This window comes from Vibrio rotiferianus CAIM 577 = LMG 21460 (assembly GCF_002741985.1).
In the GTDB taxonomy this organism is placed as follows: Bacteria; Pseudomonadota; Gammaproteobacteria; order Enterobacterales; family Vibrionaceae; genus Vibrio; species Vibrio rotiferianus.
Map to the genome: position 1 here is coordinate 58,234 of NZ_APHW01000030.1, position 22,633 is coordinate 80,866.

Below are 22,633 nucleotides of genomic sequence, written 5' to 3' on the forward strand. Positions count from 1 at the left end.
GCTCAAAACTGATCGAGCACAGAATTACAGACATAAAAAAGCCCGAGTCGAACTCGGGCTTTTATCATTCTGAATCGTTAGTTAATTACTTAACTAGCACTTCACCAGACATTTCTGCAGGAATTTCTAGACCTGCTAGAGAAAGCATTGTTGGTGCAAGGTCAGACAGTTTGCCGCCTTCTTTGAACTCAACCGCTTTGTCACCCACGTAGATTAGAGGTACTGGTAGGTTAGTGTGAGCAGTGTGAACACCGCCCGTTGTTGGGTCGATCATCATTTCTGCGTTACCGTGGTCCGCAGTAATTAGCATTTGACCGCCAACTTCTTTGATTGCTTCAACCACTTTACCAACGCTTTCGTCTAGCGCTTCGATAGCTTGCTCAGCCGCTTCGTAAACGCCAGTGTGACCAACCATATCTGCGTTCGGGTAGTTACAGATGATAGTGTCGTACTTACCAGACTTGATAGCCGCAACCATCTTCTCTGTTAGTTCTGGAGAGCTCATTTCTGGCTGCATGTCGTAAGTTGCTACTTTTGGAGAAGCAACAAGTTGACGCTCTTCGCCTTCGAATTCGTTCTCAATACCACCGTTGAAGAAGAAGGTTACGTGTGCGTATTTCTCTGTTTCAGAGATACGTAGCTGAGTTTGACCTTGTTTAGATAGCCACTCACCGTAAGTGTTTTCTAGAGACGCAGGTGGGAATGCGATAGCTAGAGGGATGTCAGCTGCGTATTGAGTCAGCATCACGAAGTTGATTGCTGGGAATACAGCACGCTCGAAGCCATCAAATGCAGGAACGAATGCACGAGTGATTTGACGTGCACGGTCAGCACGGTAGTTCATGAAGATAACTGCGTCGCCATCTTGCATGATTGCTTCTTCTTGACCTTCCGCTTTGATAGCCGTTGCTTTAACGAACTCATCGTTTTCTTCACGAGCGTAAGCCGCTTCTAGACCTGCAACCGCAGTTTCAGCTGTGAACTCAGCTTTAGCTTGAGTTAGAAGATCGTAAGCAACTTGAACGCGATCCCAGTTGTTGTCGCGGTCCATTGCGTAGTAACGACCTACTAGAGAAGCAACACGACCTTTACCTAGTTTTGCAAATAGGTCTTGGAAACGTTGTAGTGAGTTTTCAGCACTACGTGGTGGTGTGTCACGGCCGTCTAGGAAGCAGTGTAGGTAGATTTTCTCAGCGCCACGAGCTGCAGCCATTTCAACTGCTGCGTAGATATGGTCTTCGTGAGAGTGAACACCACCTGGAGACATAAGACCCATGATGTGTACTGCTTTTTCAGCTTTTACAGCAGAGTCGATAGCTTCAACTAGTGCTGCTGTCTCTGCGAACTCACCGTCAGCGATAGACTTAGTGATACGAGTTAGATCTTGGTATACAACGCGACCTGCACCGATGTTGGTATGACCAACTTCTGAGTTACCCATTTGGCCATCAGGTAGACCAACGTCCATACCTGAAGCAGAGATTAGAGTGTTAGGGTTGTTCGCAATCAGTGCATCCATTACTGGTGTTTTAGCATTTGCAATTGCGTTACTTGCTGTGTCTTCACGGTAACCGTAACCGTCAAGGATAACTAGAGCCAATGGCTTCTTAGCAGACATAGTGATGACCTCATCAAATTTAAGTAACTTTCGGTGTAGAGCTTCGCTGCTCCATCTAACCTTGAAACAAAACTAGCGTAATTTTACTACACTTTTTAACCAAAACTGTAGGTTAAGATCAAATAATGTTTGCGATTTATTGTTGCTATCTTACAAGTTAGCAAGCAATCCGACCTAGTCAGCAAACGTGTTCCACAAGCATAGTCACTTTCAAGACGCTTTGTACCACCACCGAAATACTTTGGTGAAAAACTTTTTGTTGTGACCCATTGTGCGCCTTTTCGACCAGAAGTGAAGTCAATTACGCCGATTGAATTGATAGGAGGAAGTGATAATAAGATTGCATGAATGACAAGTTTGGAAGAGCTCACCGGAAGCGATTAGATCTCAATTATTCGTTAGAAAATTTTAACCCTCTCGCCTAAGACGACTATCCCCGCTATACTCCTGCTTTATTTTTCCGCCAACAGTGCAAGAGCTCAAGACATGCAAGAGTACATTGATTTTTTCCAACAGAACATGATTCTATCTTTGGTTTGGGTAGGTCTTCTTGTCGCATTTATCATGAACATCGTGAAATCAGCGACGGCTGCATATAAAGAAGTGAACGTAAACCAACTGACTCACCTAATGAACCGTGAAAACGGTGTAGTAGTGGATATCCGCTCTAAAGATGAGTTCAAACAGGGTCATATCACCGACGCACTTCACATTTTACCATCAGACATCAAAGCTGGTAACTTCGGTAGCCTTGAAAACCGTAAATCAGACCCAATCATTGTGGTATGCAAAACGGGTCAAACCGCTCAAGAAAGCGCAAACCTACTAGCGAAAGCTGGCTTTGAAAATGTAAGCCTACTGAAAAATGGCCTGATTGCGTGGAGTGAAGCAAACCTACCTCTAGTACGTGGTAAGAAATAACCTTCAAGCCCTGACAGGTATAAACTGAGTAAATAGAGAGCAGTTGAAGCACTAAGTTGTGATGCCTTGCACGTAATACGCGCTTCATCTAGTCATATTAGATTTGCTCAGTTAGTCTCAAGACATATTTAAGGGTTTAGAGGTATCTAGGCCCAACAAACGATTATTTAAGGATTTAAAAATGGCTGAAGCAGCACCACAAGAAGCACAACAAAACTTCGCAATTCAACGTATCTTCCTAAAAGATGTATCTTTCGAAGCACCTAACTCTCCAGTTATCTTCCAAAAAGAGTGGAACCCAGACGTTAAACTGGATCTAGACACTCAAAGCCGTGAGCTAGGTGAAGGCGTTTACGAAGTAATCCTACGTCTAACAGTAACAGTGAAGAACGAAGAAGAAACAGCATTCCTATGTGAAGTTCAACAAGGTGGTATCTTCACTGCGGACAAGATGGAAGCAGGTCAACTAGCTCATTGCCTAGGCGCATTCTGCCCTAACATCCTATTCCCATACGCTCGTGAAACTATCTCAAGCCTAGTTGTAAAAGGTACGTTCCCTCAACTGAACCTAGCGCCAGTTAACTTCGATGCGCTATTCATGAACTACCTACAGCAGCAAGCTCAGCAAGGCGAAGGCGAAGCTCAAGCGTAATTTAAACCGTTCTTGACGCACTACGGCAACGTGGTGTGGGACAATGTAAAAAGCGAAATCAAAATGCACAAAGCGTCCATCAGAAAGATGCATTGTGCATTTTTTGTTTCTGCCTTGTAATTAGGTGCGAATCGGCGCCATTTACAGGTGGTAATTACTTGATTTGGTATTATCATTCAGAAAAAACAACGATCAGGCGGTAGCATGACACAAGCAAATACGAACAATGCCTACGGTAAAGACATTACGATGACAGTGATTGGCGCTGGCTCTTACGGTACATCTCTAGCGATTTCTCTCGCTCGTAACGGTGCAAATGTGATCCTTTGGGGTCATGAGCAAGAGCATATGGCTCGTCTTGAGGCAGATCGCGCTAACCATGAATTCTTACCAGGTATCGACTTTCCTGAAAGCTTGATTGTTGAATCCGATCTAGAGAAAGCGGTTCAAGCAAGCCGTGATCTACTCGTTGTTGTTCCAAGCCATGTATTTGGAATTGTGCTAAACAGCCTTAAACCATTCCTACGTGAAGACTCTCGTATTTGTTGGGCAACGAAAGGCCTAGAACCAGAAACCGGCCGCCTTCTAAAAGAAGTCGCATTTGATGTGATTGGCGAAAACTACTCTCTAGCCGTTTTATCGGGACCTACCTTTGCAAAAGAACTCGCAATGGGTATGCCAACCGCTATCTCAGTGGCTTCTCCCGACGCTGGCTTTGTTGCCGACCTACAAGAGAAAATCCACTGTAGTAAAACTTTCCGCGTGTACGCAAACAACGACTTTATCGGCATGCAACTTGGTGGCGCGGTGAAAAACGTTATCGCGATTGGCGCAGGCATGTCCGACGGTATTGGCTTTGGTGCCAACGCTCGTACTGCATTGATCACCCGTGGCTTAGCAGAAATGAGCCGCCTTGGCGCAGCGCTTGGCGCTCAACCAGAAACCTTTATGGGGATGGCAGGACTGGGCGATCTAGTCTTAACTTGTACAGATAACCAATCACGTAACCGTCGCTTTGGTTTAGCATTGGGACAAGGCAAGGATGTCGACACCGCTCAGGAAGAAATCGGTCAGGTAGTTGAAGGCTACCGAAACACCAAAGAGGTGTGGATGCTTTCCCAACGTATGGGCGTTGAGATGCCAATTGTTGACCAAATTTATCAAGTATTGTATCAAGGAAAAGATGCACACCTGGCAGCACAAGATTTACTTGCGCGTGACAAAAAATCAGAGGGAAAGTAGCACTCTAGCTCCCCTTTTTCCTCAGGAGAGGAAGGATAATAAAGTCGTAATAACACTGTCGGGACAAGGAAGAACCACTCAGGATATTGAGAATGAAGCACTGCGAAAAACAAAAAGTTTGGAATAAGATCGTATCTGAAGCCCGTGAGATGTCAGAACAAGAGCCAATGCTGGCCAGTTTCTACCACGCAACCATCATCAAACATGATAGTTTGTGTGCGGCGTTAAGTTATATCTTAGCCAACAAGTTAAACACCGCATCTATGCCAGCCATGGCTGTTCGGGAAGTAGTGGAAGAAGCATTTGCTGCAGACCCTACCATCACCGATGGTGCCGCTTGTGACATTTGTGCCACGGTTAATCGCGACCCAGCTGTTTCAATGTACTCAATGCCATTACTATACCTAAAGGGCTACCACGCTCTACAAGGTTACCGAGTGGCAAACTGGCTGTGGAAGCAAGGCCGTCACGCTCTTGCGACTTATCTACAAAACCAGATTTCTGTAGCATGTCAGGTTGATATTCACCCTGCAGCGCGCATTGGTAGTGGTATCATGCTAGACCATGCGACCGGTATTGTGATTGGTGAAACGGCCGTTGTCGAAAACGACGTATCTATTCTGCAAGATGTCACCCTAGGTGGTACCGGTAAAGAATGCGGTGACCGTCACCCGAAAATTCGCGAAGGCGTAATGATCGGCGCTGGAGCAAAAATTCTTGGCAACATTGAAGTGGGCGAAGGCGCAAAAATTGGCTCCTGCTCTGTCGTGCTGCAACCCGTACCACCGCATACAACAGTAGCAGGTGTTCCCGCAAAAATTGTCGGTCGTCCAAAAACGGACAAACCTTCATTAGACATGGATCAGGGCTTCAATGGCAAATCGCAGAGCTTTATTCATGGAGACGGTATTTAAACACTTCTCGACTTTTTCTTAATGTTAGTGTGGTAGGTTGTAATCAAGTGAAAGAACGTAATTCTGTTGTCACCCGCTCTGCGGTTATTTTAGCTTGCGCATTATCTGCCACACTCTCCAGCTCAACTTTTGCAGCGAGCCAGCAAGAGTTAAAGGGCGTAAAAAGCGAAATTAATCGTCAACAACAGTCACTTACCTCCCAAGAAAAAAAGCTGAATGACTTACAAAAGTCGTTAAAAGATCAAGAGCTTGGTATATCAAAGCTTGAGCGAGATATTAAACAAACGAAATCGGAACTCGCAAAAGCAGATCAAAATATCAATAAATTGGAAGAGAAGATTTCTCTACAAGAAGCGCAACGCCAAGCCCAAGAGGAACAACTCAAACAACTGATTCAAACCTACTATGTCACTGAACGAGCTAAAGCTAATGGTCACCTTTTAAATGAAGGCATTGAAGAAGACCGCATTAGTCAGTATTTCCAACACCTTGCTAAAGCTCGTTCAGAAGTCATTGATGCGATAAGCAAAATTACAGAAGAGTTGGCACACAATAGAAATCAGCTTGAGCTTGAAAAAACGCAAATTGAGAACTTGTTGAAACAACAATCTCAAAAGCGTGCGTCATTAGCCTCAACACAATCCAACCGAAAAAAAACGTTGGGGAACATTCAAAAGAACATCAAAGACGACAAGCGTTACTTGGCTGAGCTGCAACGCAACGAAACCCGATTGAAAGCAGAAATAGCAAAGGCAGCCAAACGCAACGCCGTCCCGATGGATGGTATTGCTAAGCAAAGAGGCAAGCTACCGTGGCCTCTCAAAGGACGTGTTTTGCATAGCTTCGGTACCAAGCAAACAGGTCAAGTAAACTGGAAAGGCATGGTGTTATCTGCCAGCTACGGCCAGCAAGTGAAAGCGGTCTATTCAGGTACCGTGGTATTTGCCGAATACCTACGCGGTTACGGTCTAGTGGTACTTCTCGACCACGGCAAGGGTGACATGACGCTATATGGCTACAACCAAGCTCTGACTAAGAAAGAGGGCGACAAGGTTACTGCTGGCGAAGTGATAGCTCTCGCGGGGGATACCGGTGGTCAAGACAGAGCTTCACTCTACTTCGAAATCCGCAGGAACAGCGAAGCGCAAAATCCAAAATCTTGGTTAAAACGTTTATAACTACCGTTTGTCATTGCAGTTTATAAACCGATAATTAAAAACAAAGGAGCCAATCGGCTCCTTTGTTGTATTCACATTTAGAAAAACGCTAGGCGTAATACGTCTCTACTGCGTCGATAAAGGCACTGACATCACATTTACTTAACGCATTGATACCCGCTGCAGCTTCTCGGCCGCCACCAGTTGGGAACTGCCCACACACAGCCACGGCACCTTGCTTGTTATTCAACGGTGCGCGAAGAGAAACCGTGTAAGTGCCATCAGTATTTTCAGTTAATACCGCATGCGCAAAGTCTGGGTTTTGGTTTGCAAGCCAGTTGCCATAAACGCCACTGATTCGGCGTGATGCCGCGTTGTTTGGCAATTCAAACAGCTTGAGCTTAGCGCTTTCATGAGTTGCCGGAATCGCTAATGCCGCGTCCATATCTTGCTGATAAGCCAATTGCAATTGGTAGTAAGGTGAGGCTTTATCTGCAATCACATCGAATGGTGACACGTATTGCTTCAACGCTTGGTACAAATCGGCAGGATGAAAGTGGAGGTCATCAACTTTAGAGCCGTAGCCGTTGTAGTTAATCAATGTACCCAGCTCTTTTAACTGCGCTTTTTGCTCTTCATTGAGCCCAACTTTATCAGCCAGCGCATCGGCTCTAGTAATCAAGTTATCGCCATAAGCAGCAGTGATTGCCCATAAATGGAAGCGACCACCTAATAATTGGTCAACTATCAAAGCAGTACAAATATTGGCATCAAGATCGATGTGCGCATCCAAATTACCATGCTGAGGTATCTCTCCCGCTTTGTGGTGATCTGCATAAAACACGTGTGCGCCTTGAGCCAAAGCTTGCTCTAGACCAGCCATGTTCTTTTCCATTGAAATGTCCAACACTGTCAGCTCATCGCCCGCTTGCACTTCCACTTTTTCCACCAGCTTGATGTCGCGCTTAACGCCCGTCACCAACTCAGCGTCGATTGGATCGGCTAAACGCAGTTGCAGTAATGCGATGATGCCGTCAGCATCGCCATTAAAAATGTCGTAGTTCATTGGACGATAATTCCTGTATCGAGAGTCATACCCAACGGATGGTTTGGGCGTGCATGAATCCTATTGTGCGAAATGAGCACAGCAAGTCAACTCGAGGAGGGAGCTGAAAATGAGAGCTGCGCTCTAAACTTTAAGCGTAGAACCATACTCTCATTTTCTAGATTTAATAAGGAGGGAAAATAGTATTAACTGTGCAGTCGGCTCACAGCTTCTTCAAGCAGCAGTAGTTGTTCCATACCCTGCTCGGTCGCCACAGGCTTAACCACGTTAAGCATTTGCAGCATGCCCTGTTTTACCATTTGCTCGGTGATTTCGGTCTTTGGAGACATTGCCGACTGGTAAGCTAACCAACTACACGCAATAAGGTGCAGCGTGCATACCAGTGACTTCAACTGTTCTTGGTCAACATTCAGCAGCTTTAACGCCACAAACTCTTGCATGATCGCAATCAGGTTTGCTTGCAGCTTCTCTTGAACATCCATGTATTCATCATGTAACTGCTCATCTCGAGACAGAATTTCTGGTAAGTTTGCGTAGAAAAAACGGTACTTCCACATCAAAGTGAAGATCGAGTCGAGGTAGCTTTTCAGCATGGTCAGACTTTCTTGAGAACCTTGGATTGGAGTAAATCGTTCTAGTAGCTCTGCAGAATAAAGTGCAAAGATCTCGCGTACGATTTCTTGTTTATTACGGAAATGGTAGTAGAGATTGCCTGGACTAATTTCAATATGGTCAGCAATGTGATTCGTCGTAATATTGCGCTCACCATGTTGATTAAACAACTCCAGTGCGGCATAGACAATTTTGTCGCGCGTTTTCATGGTTATCGTATTCCCTCTTCATTAACCTTTCGAGTATAGCGACTTCACTTTGGTAGGTCGATAGAGGGCAAAAATACAGTAACATAGCAGACCAGTTATACGCCAAAAGCGCTTCTACTTTAGGCCTGCTATGAGCAATAACACTAAGCGATTGGGAATGGGAAAGCCGTTACTTGGTCAATATGATCACAACCCAGTGCCAACATGATCAAGCGGTCAACACCCAGGGCTACACCTGCGCAATCTGGTAAGCCAGCTTCTAATGCACCAATCAAATGGTAATCGATCGGCTGTGGTTTCAAGCCCATTTCCAGACGCTTAGCGTTATCTTGTTCAAAGCGCTCCAATTGCTCTTTCGGATTATCCAGCTCGTGGAAACCGTTCGCCAGCTCAATGCCTTTGAAGTACACCTCGAAGCGATCCGCCACTCGGTTGTCTTGCGGATTGATCTTTGCCAGCGCCGCTTGCGATGCAGGGAAGTCATAAACAAATGCCGGAACTTGCTGACCAATCTTGGCTTCGACACCAATGCTGAACAACAATTGCAGCAAAGTATCACGGCCTTCTTCAGGCTCGGCAATATCACTCAGCCCTAGTTTAGCCGCCACCGCTTTTAGCTCTTGCATTGAGCCTTCTAGTGGACACACACCGAGCACATCAATAAAGGCTTGCTGGTAAGTCATACGCTCCGCTGCGCCACACTTCAATACTAGTTGCAGCAGGTCGTCCATCTCATCCATCAGCTTGTGGTGATCAAAACCAATACGGTACCACTCCAACATGGTGAATTCAGGGTTGTGGTGACGACCGTTCTCCTCATTACGGAATGCTTTGTTGATTTGATAGATACAACCACTGCCCGCAGCGAGCAAACGCTTCATGTGGAACTCTGGGCTGGTCATGAAAAACAGCTTGCTACCATCCGCATAACCAGGGCCGACAAACTCAGTCTGAAAGGTATGCAAATGGATGTCTGTCACTGTCGCGTGACTCATGGCTGGCGTGTCCACTTCCATCACCTGTCGCTCGGCAAAGAATTGACGAATGTCGGTGATCAACGCGGCACGTTGACGAAGTTGTTCCATAGACGCAGTAGGCTGCCAGGTCGTTTGCATAACAAAACTCTCAGTACATTAATGAGCGGGGAAAATAGCAATTTTGGCATGCTTTGCCTAGTTCATCGAGGGGGGAAATTGCTCAAATGTGATTGAGTAAATACGAATAACAATCGATTAAAATTGAAGCAAGCATTCCACGTTCTACAGTACAAAAAACATCCACAACTAAGCCTATTATCAATGATACTAATGTCGCGCAACAGAAGTGCAACATTGATAGAAATTACGTTTGTATGTCATGCGTTTCGTGCCGTGATAGCAGTCACATAACCTAGAATTTCTATGCTCTTGTGTGCATTACCGGAGAAAAAACCCAAATACATCAATTTTTCTGCCACAAGCCTCCCCTACACTAACCCTACTACTTTTGAGGGATAGCCCAAAAAGGCCTTCCTCACACCCACAATAACAAGCGGATTTCCGCAATCACACACTGGAGGATAACTGTGCAAATTATCACCACAGATATCGCAGTCATCGGCGCAGGCGGCGCTGGTCTTCGTACTGCTATTGCAGCGGCTGAAGCAAACCCGGACTTAGAAGTAGCACTTATTTCTAAAGTTTACCCAATGCGCTCCCATACGGTTGCTGCAGAAGGTGGCTCAGCAGCAGTTATCAAGGATGAGGATAGTCTAGACAATCACTTCAACGATACCGTTGGCGGTGGTGACTGGCTATGTGAACAGGACGTTGTTGAATACTTTGTAGAGAACGCGACTCGCGAAATGATCCAAATGGAGCAATGGGGTTGCCCATGGAGTCGTAAAGAGAACGGTGAAGTCAACGTACGCCGCTTTGGTGGTATGAAGGTTGAACGTACCTGGTTCGCTGCAGATAAAACTGGCTTCCACATGCTTCACACGCTATTCCAGACATCGATGAAGTACGACAACATCAAACGCTTTGATGAGTACTTTGTTGTCGATTTGCTTGTTGATGAAGGTGAAGTACAAGGTCTGATTGCAATCCACATGTCTGAAGGTGAGTTGGTTACGATTAAAGCGAAGTCTGTTGTACTAGCAACAGGTGGTGCAGGTCGCGTTTACCACTGTAACACCAACGGCGGTATCGTAACGGGCGACGGCATGGCGATGGCTTACCGTCACGGCGTTCCTCTACGTGATATGGAATTCGTTCAGTACCACCCTACTGGTCTTCCTGGCACAGGTATCCTGATGACCGAAGGTTGTCGTGGTGAAGGCGGTATCATCGTTAACAAAGACGGCTACCGTTACCTACAAGATTACGGCATGGGCCCAGAGACTCCTGTGGGCGAGCCGAAAAACAAATACATGGAACTTGGTCCTCGTGACAAAGTTTCTCAAGCGTTCTGGCATGAACAGCAAAAAGGCAACACTATCAAACACCCTCTTGGTGATGTGGTGCATCTAGACCTTCGCCACCTAGGTGAAGAGTACCTACAAGAGCGTCTGCCATTCATCTGTGAACTAGCAAAAGCTTACGTGAACGTTGACCCAGCAAAAGAGCCAATTCCAATTCGTCCAACGGTTCACTACACCATGGGTGGTATTGAAACCAATGGCGAATGTGAAACTCGCATTAAAGGTCTGTTCGCAGTCGGTGAATGTGCGTCTGTTGGTCTGCACGGTGCAAACCGCCTAGGTTCTAACTCGCTGGCTGAGTTCGTGGTATTTGGTCGCGTTGCGGGTGAACAAGCGGTGAAACGTGCTGCGGAATTCAAAGGCTGGAACGAAGAGTCTATCGCGGCTCAGGTGAAAGCGGTTGAAGCACGTATCGAAGCGTTGATGAACCAAGAAGGTGATGAAAACTGGGCTGATATCCGTACTGAAATGGGTCACACCATGGAAGCGGGTTGTGGTATCTACCGCCAAGAAGACTTGATGCAAGCAACGATTGATAAGATCACTGAACTTAAAGCTCGTTACAAACAGATCAGCATCAAAGATAAAGGCAAAGTGTTCAACACTGACCTTCTATACGCTATCGAAGTCGGTTACGGCCTAGAAGTGGCAGAAGCGATGGTTCACTCTGCTATTCTGCGTAAAGAATCTCGTGGTGCGCACCAACGTCTAGACGACGGTTGCACTGAGCGTGACGATGAGAACTTCCTGAAACACTCACTCGCATTCTTCCAAGAAGATGCAGCACCAAGCATCGACTACAGCAACGTGAAGATCACTAAATCTCAGCCAAAAGCACGTCTATACGGTGAAGCGGCAGAGAAAGCAGCTGCTGCAGAGAAAGCCGCTGAAGCAGAAGCGAAGAGCGCAGAGGAGCAAGCATAATGTCAGCAAACCGCATTCAAAAAGTAGACATTCTGCGTTACGACCCTGAGAAGGACGCGGAACCATACAAACAAACATTCGAAGTTCCATTTGATGAAACCATGTCCGTACTTGATGCACTTGGTTACATCAAAGATCACCTAGACAAAGATCTGTCTTACCGCTGGTCTTGTCGTATGGCGATCTGTGGTTCTTGCGGCATCATGGTAAACAACGTGCCTAAGCTCGCTTGTAAGAGCTTCCTACGTGATTACCCGAATGGCGTAACTATCGAGCCACTAGCAAACTTCCCAATCGAGAAAGACTTGATCGTTGATATGACGCCGTTCATTGAGCGCCTAGAAGCCATCAAGCCTTACATCATTGGTAACGACCGCAAACCAGAAGACGGCACAAACCTACAAACACCAGAGCAAATGGCGAAATACAAGCAGTTTGCTGGCTGTATCAACTGTGGTCTTTGCTACGCAGCCTGTCCTCAGTTTGGTTTGAACCCTGAGTTCATCGGCCCTGCAGCACTGACTCTGGCACACCGTTACAACCTAGACAGCCGTGACAACGGTAAAGCCGAGCGTATGAAGCTGATCAACGGCGAAAACGGCGCTTGGGGTTGTACGTTTGTTGGTTACTGTTCTGAAGTTTGTCCGAAGAGCGTAGATCCTGCAGCGGCAGTAAACCAAGGCAAAGTGGAGTCTTCTATGGACTTCGTGATTGCGATGTTGAAACCTGATGGTTCACCAAAGAAAGTGGAGGCATAAGGATGAGCAACCGTAAACCTTACGTTCGCGAAATAAAACGCACATGGTGGAAGAACCATCCTTTCTACCGCTTCTACATGGTACGTGAAGCAACGGTGCTTCCTCTGATCCTATTCACGATCTTCCTAACAGTCGGCCTAGGCTCACTAGTGAAAGGGCCTGAAGCTTGGCAAAGTTGGTTGGATTTCATGGCGAACCCTATCGTAGTAGCAATCAACATCGTTGCTCTACTAGGTAGCCTGTTCCACGCACAAACCTTCTTCAGCATGATGCCACAGGTAATGCCAATTCGTCTGAAAGGCAAACCAGTGGATAAGAAAATCATCGTTCTGACTCAGTGGGCAGCGGTCGCGTTCATCTCACTGATCGTTCTCATCGTGGTGTAAGGAGCTTTAGTAATGAAACCGAATTATAGTGTTAACACAGCACCAAAGCGTTCTGATGAGCCAATCTGGTGGGGTCTATTTGGTGCCGGTGGTACTTGGTTTGCGATGATCACGCCAATCACGGTACTCGTACTGGGTATCCTAGTTCCACTAGGCATCATTGATGCAGAAGCAATGAGCTACGAGCGCGTATCTGAGTTCGCGACTAGCATCATTGGTGCACTGTTCATCATCGGTACACTAGCACTACCAATGTGGCATGCAATGCACCGTGTACACCACGGCATGCACGACCTAAAATTCCACACTGGTGTGGTAGGTAAGATCGCATGTTACGCGTTTGCAGGCCTTATCTCTGCACTCGCCGTTATCTTTATCTTCATGATCTAAGAATCTGAAGAAAATGAAAAAAGCTGGCACCTAGCCAGCTTTTTTATTGCCTGTAACTCGTGTTTGAATGCCAAGCGCTACTCAATAAAGGTCGCGATTTCATCCAGTGACTTTTTGTGCATCGCATGCTCTGGAATGGTCGCATCTTCTTCCGGATAGCCCGTCACAATCAACATATATGGACGGTCGACATCATTGTCTCGCCCACAAATCTTGCTCAAGAAACTCATCGGCTTTGGCGTGTGAGTCAGTGTCCCCAGCCCTGCATTGTGCAGTGCTTGAAGCAAAAAGCCTGTGGCAATCCCTACTGACTCGTGCACGTAATAATTGGTTTGCTCCCCATCGTTACTCATGCCGCCCTTCTTCTGCGAAAACACCGCGATCAACCACGGTGCTTTTTCCAGATAAGGCTTGCTGGCATTGGTACCTAGAGGTTTCAGTGCATCTAGCCATTCTTGCCCTGCTCTCCCTTCATAGAAAGAACGCTCTAACTCTTCGGCGGCTTGGCGGATCTGGCCTTTCACTTCCACACTATTAATCGCAACAAAATGCCAAGGCTGATGGTTTGCCCCACTCGGAGCTGTACCTGCCGCTCGAATACAGTGCTCAATGACTTCTTTCGCCACTGGGCGGTCGGAGAAGCTACGAATCGAATGACGGCGTTGAAGTTGCTCAAGATTATGTACAGCTCTTGCTGCCATTTCTTGCGGAGGATATTCCACAAAATCGATGAGTGGATGATGTTGTTCTTGAGTCGACATAGTGCTTCCTTGCGCTTGTTGGGTGTTGATTCACTATAGCCACAAATTTCACACTCGCCTTTTAATCTTCATAAAATCAATGCGATATTGAGATAAAGCGCAAATATTCATCGACAAATGACAGGCAAAATATGGAAGAATTACAGGCAATAAAAAAGGCCGCCAAAGCGACCTTTTCCATATGATACGTTTGGGTGAAATTACTTCACACGACCTACGTATTCACCTGTACGAGTGTCAACTTTGATCACTTCGCCAATTGCGATGAATAGTGGAACACGAACTACAGCGCCAGTTGCTAGTGTAGCTGGTTTACCACCAGTACCTTGAGTATCACCTTTTAGACCTGGATCTGTATCTGTAACTTCTAGCTCAACGAAGTTTGGTGGCGTAACCGTAATTGGGTTACCGTTCCAAAGTGTGATCATGCAAGTGTTGTTTTCTACCAACCATTTAGCGTTTTCACCAACCGCTTTCGCGTCTGCAGCGATCTGCTCGAAAGTTTCGTTGTTCATAAAGTGGTAGAATTCGCCGTCTGAATATAGATAATCTAGATCGATATCCATTACGTCTGCCACTTCACAAGTGTCACCAGACTTGAATGTTTTCTCTAGCACTTTACCAGAAAGAAGTTTACGAATTTTAACGCGGTTGAACGCTTGGCCTTTACCTGGTTTAACGTATTCGTTTTCCAGGATTACACAAGGCTCGTTATCAAGCATTAACTTAAGGCCGCCTTTAAATTCATTGGTGCTAACTGTAGCCATTTTGTCCTCTTACATTCTTAGAGCTAAATTCAATGCCGCACATAATAACCCGAAAAGTCGAATCTGTTGAGCAAAACTGGCTCAAACAGTTAGCGAATGGGATCTCTGATCCTGCAAAACTGCTAGAAATGTTGGAAATTGATCCATCGCCATGGCAAGACGGGTTTGCTGCGCGCAAGCTGTTTGCACAGCGTGTACCGCAAAGTTTTGTCGATAGGATGGAAAAAGGCAATCCTTACGATCCACTTTTACGCCAAGTATTACCTTTGAGTGCTGAGTTTGAGGTACATGACGGTTATTCCAATGACCCATTGGACGAGCAAGATAACGACATCCCCGGACTACTGCATAAATACCACAATCGCGCTTTGATGATCGTGAAAGGTGGCTGCGCCGTAAACTGCCGATATTGCTTCCGTCGCCACTTCCCTTATCAAGAGAATAAAAGTGGTAAACAAGCTTGGAGCAAATGCCTAGAATACATGGCGCAAAGACCTGAGTTAAACGAAGTGATCTTCTCCGGCGGCGATCCGCTAATGGCCAAAGACGATGAGATTCACTGGTTACTGGAGCACATCGCACAAATCCCACATATCAAACGCCTACGTATTCACAGTCGTTTGCCTGTTGTGATCCCTGCTCGTATTACTGACGAATTGTACCAGCTACTTCGTGCTTCTCGCCTACAGATCGTCTTGGTGACTCACATCAATCACGCCAACGAAATCAACGCTGAGTTTTCTGCTCAAATGGCCAAGTTAAAGCAAGCTGGTGTGACTTTGCTGAACCAAGGTGTATTGCTGAAAGGTGTCAATGACAACGTAGAAGCACAAGTTGCCCTCAATGAGGCTTTGTTTGACAGTGGCATTTTGCCGTATTACCTGCACGTCTTGGATAAAGTACAAGGCGCTGCGCACTTCTTTGTTTCTGATGACAAAGCTAAAGAAATCATGCGCGGTGTCATTACACGTGTTTCTGGTTACTTGGTACCTAAACTAGCCCGAGAAATCGGCGGCCGCCCAAGCAAAACGCCACTGGATTTGCACTTGGAGTAGCGTGTTGATCGTATAGGATTTTATCGTAACAAATAAAAGCTTTTGTTCGATCGGACGGTCTTATCTATGCATACTCCGACAATCTTGGAGGTTAAGATGCAAGCAACTTTTGAACAATTATTCGATCTTGGCCCATTCAGCTGGCCTGCGTTAGCCTGTTGCGCCATCAACGGCTTAATGATCGGTATAGAGCGCCAAACTCGTGGTAAGCCTGTTGGTATTCGAACCGCAATTCTCGTTATCTCTGGTACTTACCTGTTTATGTCGATGGCGGTTTCACTCTCGCCAAACACTCTCGATCAAGCTCGCGTACTTGGCCAGATCATCACTGGCGTTGGCTTCTTAGGTGCAGGGGTGATGATGACGCAAGACGGCAAAATCCACGGCGTGACTTCCGCGGCAGTGATTTGGGTCTTGGCGGGGCTAGGCTTGATGATTGGCTTGGGCTACTTATCGCAATCGATCATCATTACCGTGTTGGCGCTGACCGTATTACTTGGCGTAGATAGAGCAGAAAACCGTGTTAAAGCGCTACGTCGTGGCGTACACCAGAAAATGCAGCAACGAAAAACGCCTACGCGTTTAATCAAATAAACAACACTATAAAAAAGACCCCGACATCATGCCGGGGTCTTTTTGTATCTGGTATTTATCGTAAGAGATCGCTTAATTTATTTCGCGAAGTTTACGATTGGGAAACACTTGAAGAAACCGTTGTCTGCACAGTTTAGAAGACCAATTTGCACACCGTCAATTTGGTCAGTCATGTTGAAGAAACCTAGCTGGAAGTTAGATTTTTTAGAGATACTTGCCAGACCGATATCTGCCATTGTGTAACCTTCAGAGTAGTTCACAGCACTCCAGTTCAAACCTTCAACGTTGTTAGTCACGTTTACCGCGCCTAGGTTAAGACCGGTTGTTTGGCCTTGGTTCCAGTTGAATAGACCTAGCGAAACACCTTTCATTTCTTGGTTTACTTTAGACGCACCAAAGAAAAGGCCGAAGTTAACACCCGTTGTGCGGTCTGTTTCAGACATACCAAGTAGAGAGAAGTCGACACCTTTCACTTCGTTCACTTGACCGTGAAGAACCGCAAGACGAACACCACCAACAGAAGAGTTAGAAGGTGCGTTAGTGTTATCGATAGTCGAGAACATAACTGGCGTGCTGTCAGCAAGAGCAACAGGTGAAGCAATAGCGGCTGCAACAGCCAATGACGTCATAAGCTTTTTCATTTTAATCTCCATGGGGAATAATCACTTTACAACATAGTGTAATGTACAAATTTTGCGCCATTTTAACTCAATAAATGTTAGCTGGAAGTCATATTTAACTCTCTGACAAATAAAGCAATTAATTCATCATAATTATTTATCTGCATTTTCCCTGACGATTTACGCACAATACCCGCACAATTGCGTATTTTTATATCAACTTGCTCCATTCTATTGCTCAGAATAAGTTAAGGAACTCAATGCCATATAGGAGCTAAAAATAAAGATTAATCTCCTCAAACGCCTGCTTTTTCTTGCGCCAAAAACAGCAGATACAAAAAAGCCGAGGCATCCACCTCGGCTTAATAGTTTGGTTTGGTCGGTTGTCTTTAAGCTATAACGCCTTAGAGCAAAGAGAAAGCGCGGAGTTTACGCACGTAAATGAGCACTTTCGATGCCGCTATAAGGGGTTAAAGCGACAAGACAAGCAGCAAATGTCGGGTAAGGAACAGCCATTACTGGCTGCCCCTCCCCTAAGAACCGTACGTGCGAGTTTCCCCGCATACGGCTCAAGCCTTTATAAGTTTCTCCTAGAAGAAACCAGCAACTGAGCTTGCTTTAACCTTTAGGTGGAAAATCGTCATTCCCGTAAGAATTTTTCTCACGAATCTTATTATCTTTACCTTGGATTATAAGCTCACTCTTTTGGTTCTGAGCAATAGCTTTGCCGGCTTCAATAGCCTCCTTTTGTGTCTTATGGTAGGACGTCATTTTTTCGTTTCCTTCCCCTTTAACACCCCATTGCCCATCTTTCTTGACTACCCACTGGTTTTTTCCCATAAATAGATACCTCATTATGAACTTAATTGCTCAGCATGAGATATATGGGGTTATTGAACATAAATCAATCACACACATCACAACTTGAAGATGAGTGCCGTAATCTATGACAATTTATATGAAGCATCATTAAGTTCGAGCTGTTATCTGAGCCACCATCAACTCGCCTAATGAGGTGGTGAATATCCCATTCATCATTTGAGTTAAACGCCTGACCACAGACTCCACATTTGAAGTCCTGCTTTTCAGCAATTTTCCAAAGCTTCATATTACCTGACAGTGACTTTTTAAGTCTCTGCATCCTTAGACGTTCAAAATACTGCTCATCTGCCGGCAAGTAACAATTCGTCTCTGACTTAATTTTTACGTGCTTATCGATTTTCACTCTCGCAGCACTTAACAAACGGTAGTGTCCATCTTCTCCTTTTGGTTTTGGTGCACTAAATACCCATCTCCTTTCTCCCACTGTTTTAAAGTATTTGTCTTTAATCCAGCGTTTACGGCGATTGGAGTGGATGCGTCTGCACCATTGCCAAAGCATCTTCCAGATACGGTAATCTACATACTTGAATGTCTCACTCGCACATATCCATCGGTGGTAGTTACACCATCCACGGATCATAGGGTTCAGTTTGGCAATAATCGCCGCGGCTGAGACCGTTTTGTGGCTATGTAGGTAATCTCGTATTGTCCTCAGAAACGTCTTTACGTTTTTCTTCGACGGCTTGATTAACATCTTGCCGTTGTATTTCCGTACGTTCTGTCCTAGAAAGTCGAACCCACTGTCTATGTGTGTAACGAAAGTTTTCTCATCTGACAGTGACAGACCTCGTTCAGCCATAAAGGCTTTTACGATTGGCAGCACTTGTTCTTCTAGCAACTCTTTCGAGATACCAGTAATGATAAAATCATCCGCATAGCGCACATAGTTAACCTTGGTTTTGTAACTGGCTTTTGTATTCTTTTTCCCAAACTGGGATTCGAGTACATCAACCAACCCATCCAAAGCCATATTGGCAAGTACTGGTGAGATAATCCCACCTTGTGGTGTTCCTGCCTCAGTTTCGTTCCAACTTCCTGATTCCATGTATCCAGCTTTTAGCCATTGCTTCAGAATTGCTTTATCCATAGGAATATTAGCAATCAACCAATCATGACTAATGAAATCAAAACACCCTTTAATATCACCCTCTAGCACCCACTGGGCACTTGCTTTGCGACTGAGGTTCACGAAACATTGTTCGATAGCATCAGCGCAACACCGGTGAGGACGAAAACCATAGCTATGTCGATCCGCTGTCGATTCCGAAACGGGTTCTAGCGCCAGCAAGTATAAAGCCTGCATTGCTCTGTCTTTCATTGTCGGTATACCTAACGGTCTTTTTTTGCCATTGGTTTTTGGAATGTATATTCGACGTAACGGCTTGGGTCTATAACCTTTGCGTGTTAACTCCCCTATCGCATCCCATTTTAATATTGGTGTGTTCCAAGTCTCCTTATCCACACCAGATGTTTTCTTTCCGCGATTCTCGGTTACCCGTCGGACCGCTAATGCTCGAGCAGAAAAGGAGCGTACAAGCATACGTTGCAGCTTCTTAACCTGTCGCCAGTCTCCATTTAACGTTGCTTTCGCAATTCGCACTTGTAGCTTCTTCACTGTCTGATGGCATAGATTCCAATCGATAGAGTGCCAGCCATCGTTTAAGTGTGAGAATGCAGGTAAACACTGAATGTTACTCATCTTGCTTTCCTCATGGTTATCCAATGGGAGTGAAGATAAATCCCCTCTAAGGAGATTTATCATCTACCCTTATGGGGTTGTTTCGAGTCATCGAAATAAATTTCGCTGATCCGCTTTCAGCTTTACAAGCCATTTTGCGATTAAAGACCCTATGGAAGTCTGCACTCTTTCGAGTTGAGGCAAAGTTTGAACCTCTATCTTGACCATTACAGCCAAGCATTCGCTTTCTCCATAATTCCTCTACCCACTTATCCAACAGCTTCCCTTACGAGTCACCTGCCTTATCGGCGGATAGTTGGGCTTACCAAGTTTCTTTACTTGTACAAATTGTTACTTAGGCTCTACCTATCCAACGGTGGCACTACAGTAGCGTACCTCCAAATGTAAAAGAGATAACTTGTCCACATACCTTTTGGTCAGAGCGTATCAAAGACATTTCGCTCGTCGCGGCTGACGTTGTTTATCAGTAGTTCACATATGTTAACCCTATAACTTAGCCTAGCCCCTTGATCGGATGTCATTACCGATCTCTGTATTATTCGTTCACACGAAGAACACACCTTTACAGGGGGTACATTGTCAGGAAGCTCCGCACCAGTCCGTTACCAGACTCGCACTATCCCTAGGCTACTACTTGCTACAAAGTAGGTCTTATCACATCAAACTGCTGTTGAGAGTAAGACAATACAAGCAAAGACTTAAGCGCGTTAACTAAAAATGCAAGTACATCATCCCTGTACGACTAAGCTTCAAAGCTTAGTTATAGGACTTTGTTTTTGCTATTGCAGGACGCAAAAGAAAACGAGAGAAGCAAATGACAAAAGTCAGTTACTCCTTGTTTCTTGATCAGCGTGTAAACGCTATGACTAGTTGAAAATGTCAACTAGGAAGGACTACATCAAATACCCTCCCTCAAAGTGCACCCAAGGGCTCTTTGAGGAGGGTTATTGATGCAAAAATGGGGCTGGGTACCCATTAGGCTCCGAAAAACCAAAGGTGTTTTCGGTGAGACAGTACGTTTAGTTAGGTATTTACACCATCGAAGGTAAGCTTCCCTCTAATAGTGAAATATTTCTCCTAACTGTACTGTAATAACCAAACTAGTAGCTTAAAGCTCCGCTAGATGGTGACCTTCATATGAAGGTTATTTTTTCCCTTTAACCACAAGGGGGGGACTTCAGAAGCATACAGCTTTCTGACTCAACTGGGAAGTTGAGGTTTTAGTTAACACGACTCTTGTCGCGCTACATCATGCCGCCCATACCACCCATACCGCCCATACCACCCATGTCAGGCATACCTGCGCCGTCTTTTTGTGGTAGGTCAGTAACCATCGCTTCAGTTGTGATCATTAGACCAGCTACTGATGCTGCGAATTGTAGTGCGCTACGAGTTACTTTAGTTGGATCTAGGATACCCATCTCTAGCATGTCGCCGTATTCGCCTGTTGCTGCGTTGTAGCCGTAAGAACCTTCACCCGCTTTCACGTTGTTCGCTACTACTGACTCTTCGTCACCTGCGTTCTTCGTGATTTGACGGATTGGCGCTTCCATTGCACGTAGTGCAACGCGGATACCAACGTTTTGCTCTTCGTTGTCGCCTTCTAGGTCAACAATCTTAGATGCTGCACGGATTAGCGCTACACCACCACCAGCAACAACGCCTTCTTCAACCGCTGCACGAGTCGCGTGTAGTGCGTCTTCTACGCGGTCTTTCTTCTCTTTCATTTCAACTTCAGTTGCTGCACCAACTTTGATCACTGCAACACCGCCTGCTAGCTTAGCAACGCGCTCTTGTAGTTTCTCTTTGTCGTAGTCTGAAGTTGCATCTTCGATTTGCTGACGGATTTGAGCAACACGACCTTGGATCATTGCTTCTTCACCCACGCCATCGATGATGGTTGTGTTTTCTTTTGTGATTGCAACGCGCTTCGCTTGACCTAGGTCTTCTAGTGCTACTTTTTCTAGCTCTAGACCAACTTCTTCAGAAATCACGATACCGCCCGTTAGGATAGCGATGTCTTGTAGCATTGCTTTACGACGGTCACCGAAACCAGGCGCTTTAACTGCTGCTACTTTCACGATGCCGCGCATGTTGTTCACAACTAGTGTTGCTAGTGCTTCACCTTCTACGTCTTCAGCAATGATCAGTAGTGGGCGAGATGCTTTTGCTACTGCTTCTAGTGCTGGAAGAAGTTCACGGATGTTCGATACTTTCTTATCGATCAGAAGGATGAATGGGTTTTCTAGATCAACAGAACCTGCTTCTTGGTTGTTGATGAAGTAAGGAGATAGGTAACCGCGGTCGAACTGCATACCTTCTACTACGTCTAGCTCATCTTGTAGTGCTTGACCTTCTTCAACAGTGATAACACCGTCGCGGCCAACTTTTTCCATTGCTTCAGCAATGATGTTACCTACGCTTGAGTCAGAGTTCGCTGAGATAGTACCAACCTGTGCGATTGCTTTAGTGTCGTTACACTCAACAGAAAGCTCTTTTAGTTGCTCAACCGCTGCGATAACTGCTTTGTCGATACCGCGCTTAAGGTCCATTGGGTTCATACCCGCTGCAACTGCTTTTAGACCTTCGTTTACGATTGCTTGCGCTAGTACGGTTGCTGTTGTTGTACCGTCACCCGCTGCGTCGTTTGCTTTAGACGCAACTTCTTTAACCATTTGTGCGCCCATGTTCTGGAATTTATCTTCCAGTTCAATTTCACGCGCTACTGATACACCATCTTTAGTGATTGTCGGTGCACCAAAAGATTTGTCTAGAACTACGTTACGACCTTTAGGACCCAGTGTTACTTTTACTGCGTCAGCTAGAACGTTTACGCCTTCTAGCATTTTAACTCGTGCGTCATTACCAAATTTAACGTCTTTAGCAGCCATCTTTAGTTTCCTTTTCTAAATTCTTAAATTTTGATTAGTATTTGAATCTGAGCA

The 22,633-nt window shown here is 45.6% G+C and carries 22 protein-coding genes; 11 read left to right on the plus strand and 11 right to left on the minus strand.

What is annotated here, in order from left to right; genetic code table 11:
* Positions 1-85: 85 nt before the first annotated feature.
* Positions 86-1,618 (minus strand): 2,3-bisphosphoglycerate-independent phosphoglycerate mutase, encoded by a 1,533-nt coding sequence (gpmM, locus tag B853_RS13990; protein WP_038884093.1) that lies wholly within the window; start codon positions 1,616-1,618, stop codon positions 86-88.
* A gap of 486 nt (positions 1,619-2,104) precedes the next feature.
* Here gpmM and B853_RS13995 point away from each other — a divergent pair, with 486 nt between their 5' ends.
* The 5 genes from B853_RS13995 (at position 2,105) to B853_RS14015 (ending at position 6,525) form a co-directional block, all read left to right on the plus strand.
* Entirely contained in the window at positions 2,105-2,539 is a 435-nt protein-coding gene (locus B853_RS13995) for a rhodanese-like domain-containing protein (RefSeq protein ID WP_010444044.1), read from the plus strand.
* A gap of 181 nt (positions 2,540-2,720) precedes the next feature.
* The gene (secB, locus tag B853_RS14000) at positions 2,721-3,191 is read left to right on the plus strand and encodes a protein-export chaperone SecB (protein WP_010444047.1); all 471 of its coding nucleotides are present in this window, start codon (positions 2,721-2,723) and stop codon (positions 3,189-3,191) included.
* 204 nt (positions 3,192-3,395) lie between these two features.
* Positions 3,396-4,433, plus strand: a complete 1,038-nt coding sequence (gpsA, locus tag B853_RS14005; RefSeq protein ID WP_038884094.1) for an NAD(P)H-dependent glycerol-3-phosphate dehydrogenase — start codon at positions 3,396-3,398, stop codon at positions 4,431-4,433.
* Positions 4,434-4,525: 92 nt separating this feature from the next.
* Positions 4,526-5,347, plus strand: coding sequence for a serine O-acetyltransferase (gene cysE / locus B853_RS14010; RefSeq protein ID WP_038884095.1), 822 nt, complete (start codon positions 4,526-4,528; stop codon positions 5,345-5,347).
* Between the two features lie 47 nt (positions 5,348-5,394).
* Positions 5,395-6,525 (plus strand): murein hydrolase activator EnvC family protein, encoded by a 1,131-nt coding sequence (locus B853_RS14015; protein WP_010444053.1) that lies wholly within the window; start codon positions 5,395-5,397, stop codon positions 6,523-6,525.
* An 88-nt stretch (positions 6,526-6,613) separates the two neighbouring features.
* Here the strand turns inward: B853_RS14015 and B853_RS14020 are convergent, their stop codons facing one another.
* The 3 genes from B853_RS14020 to epmA form a co-directional block, all read right to left on the minus strand.
* The gene (locus B853_RS14020) at positions 6,614-7,570 is read right to left on the minus strand and encodes a hypothetical protein (protein WP_038884097.1); all 957 of its coding nucleotides are present in this window, start codon (positions 7,568-7,570) and stop codon (positions 6,614-6,616) included.
* Positions 7,571-7,755: 185 nt separating this feature from the next.
* Positions 7,756-8,391 carry a TetR/AcrR family transcriptional regulator gene (locus B853_RS14025; RefSeq protein WP_010444056.1) on the minus strand — a complete coding sequence of 212 codons (636 nt, stop codon included), beginning with the start codon at positions 8,389-8,391 and terminating at the stop codon, positions 7,756-7,758.
* A 143-nt stretch (positions 8,392-8,534) separates the two neighbouring features.
* Entirely contained in the window at positions 8,535-9,506 is a 972-nt protein-coding gene (gene epmA / locus B853_RS14030) for an elongation factor P--(R)-beta-lysine ligase (RefSeq protein ID WP_038884098.1), read from the minus strand.
* Positions 9,507-9,955: 449 nt separating this feature from the next.
* Here epmA and frdA point away from each other — a divergent pair, with 449 nt between their 5' ends.
* Genes frdA through frdD form a run of 4 tightly spaced genes read left to right on the plus strand, consistent with a single transcriptional unit; the run spans position 9,956 to position 13,310 of the window.
* Positions 9,956-11,776 (plus strand): fumarate reductase (quinol) flavoprotein subunit, encoded by a 1,821-nt coding sequence (gene frdA / locus B853_RS14035; RefSeq protein WP_038884099.1) that lies wholly within the window; start codon positions 9,956-9,958, stop codon positions 11,774-11,776.
* Positions 11,776-12,534 carry a succinate dehydrogenase/fumarate reductase iron-sulfur subunit gene (locus tag B853_RS14040; RefSeq protein WP_010444063.1) on the plus strand — a complete coding sequence of 253 codons (759 nt, stop codon included), beginning with the start codon at positions 11,776-11,778 and terminating at the stop codon, positions 12,532-12,534. The genes frdA and B853_RS14040 overlap by 1 nt, the downstream gene beginning before the upstream one ends.
* A 2-nt stretch (positions 12,535-12,536) precedes the next feature.
* Entirely contained in the window at positions 12,537-12,920 is a 384-nt protein-coding gene (frdC, locus tag B853_RS14045; protein ID WP_038884101.1) for a fumarate reductase subunit FrdC, read from the plus strand.
* 12 nt (positions 12,921-12,932) lie between these two features.
* Complete coding sequence (gene frdD / locus B853_RS14050) at positions 12,933-13,310, plus strand: fumarate reductase subunit FrdD (protein ID WP_009707853.1); 378 nt, start codon at positions 12,933-12,935, stop codon at positions 13,308-13,310.
* Positions 13,311-13,387: 77 nt separating this feature from the next.
* Here frdD and B853_RS14055 read toward each other — a convergent pair whose 3' ends face one another.
* Complete coding sequence (locus tag B853_RS14055; RefSeq protein WP_038884102.1) at positions 13,388-14,071, minus strand: nitroreductase family protein; 684 nt, start codon at positions 14,069-14,071, stop codon at positions 13,388-13,390.
* Positions 14,072-14,271: 200 nt separating this feature from the next.
* The gene (gene efp, locus B853_RS14060; RefSeq protein ID WP_005456976.1) at positions 14,272-14,838 is read right to left on the minus strand and encodes an elongation factor P; all 567 of its coding nucleotides are present in this window, start codon (positions 14,836-14,838) and stop codon (positions 14,272-14,274) included.
* A gap of 32 nt (positions 14,839-14,870) precedes the next feature.
* On the opposite strand from efp, the gene epmB reads away from it, so the two are divergent.
* Positions 14,871-15,893 carry an EF-P beta-lysylation protein EpmB gene (epmB, locus tag B853_RS14065; RefSeq protein WP_038884104.1) on the plus strand — a complete coding sequence of 341 codons (1,023 nt, stop codon included), beginning with the start codon at positions 14,871-14,873 and terminating at the stop codon, positions 15,891-15,893.
* A gap of 96 nt (positions 15,894-15,989) precedes the next feature.
* The gene (locus B853_RS14070) at positions 15,990-16,487 is read left to right on the plus strand and encodes an MgtC/SapB family protein (protein WP_038884106.1); all 498 of its coding nucleotides are present in this window, start codon (positions 15,990-15,992) and stop codon (positions 16,485-16,487) included.
* Positions 16,488-16,564: 77 nt separating this feature from the next.
* Here B853_RS14070 and B853_RS14075 read toward each other — a convergent pair whose 3' ends face one another.
* The 5 genes from B853_RS14075 to groL all read right to left on the minus strand — a co-directional run bounded on the left by B853_RS14075 (position 16,565) and on the right by groL (position 22,579).
* The gene (locus B853_RS14075; protein WP_005425048.1) at positions 16,565-17,128 is read right to left on the minus strand and encodes a VC2662 family protein; all 564 of its coding nucleotides are present in this window, start codon (positions 17,126-17,128) and stop codon (positions 16,565-16,567) included.
* Positions 17,129-17,536: 408 nt separating this feature from the next.
* Positions 17,537-17,671, minus strand: a complete 135-nt coding sequence (locus B853_RS26695) for a hypothetical protein (RefSeq protein WP_282957159.1) — start codon at positions 17,669-17,671, stop codon at positions 17,537-17,539.
* 54 nt (positions 17,672-17,725) lie between these two features.
* Positions 17,726-17,947 (minus strand): DUF2188 domain-containing protein, encoded by a 222-nt coding sequence (locus tag B853_RS14080; protein WP_038884109.1) that lies wholly within the window; start codon positions 17,945-17,947, stop codon positions 17,726-17,728.
* Between the two features lie 64 nt (positions 17,948-18,011).
* Entirely contained in the window at positions 18,012-19,688 is a 1,677-nt protein-coding gene (ltrA, locus tag B853_RS14085; RefSeq protein WP_038884138.1) for a group II intron reverse transcriptase/maturase, read from the minus strand.
* Between the two features lie 1,244 nt (positions 19,689-20,932).
* Complete coding sequence (groL, locus tag B853_RS14090) at positions 20,933-22,579, minus strand: chaperonin GroEL (protein WP_005440463.1); 1,647 nt, start codon at positions 22,577-22,579, stop codon at positions 20,933-20,935.
* Between the last annotated feature and the right edge of the window lie 54 nt (positions 22,580-22,633).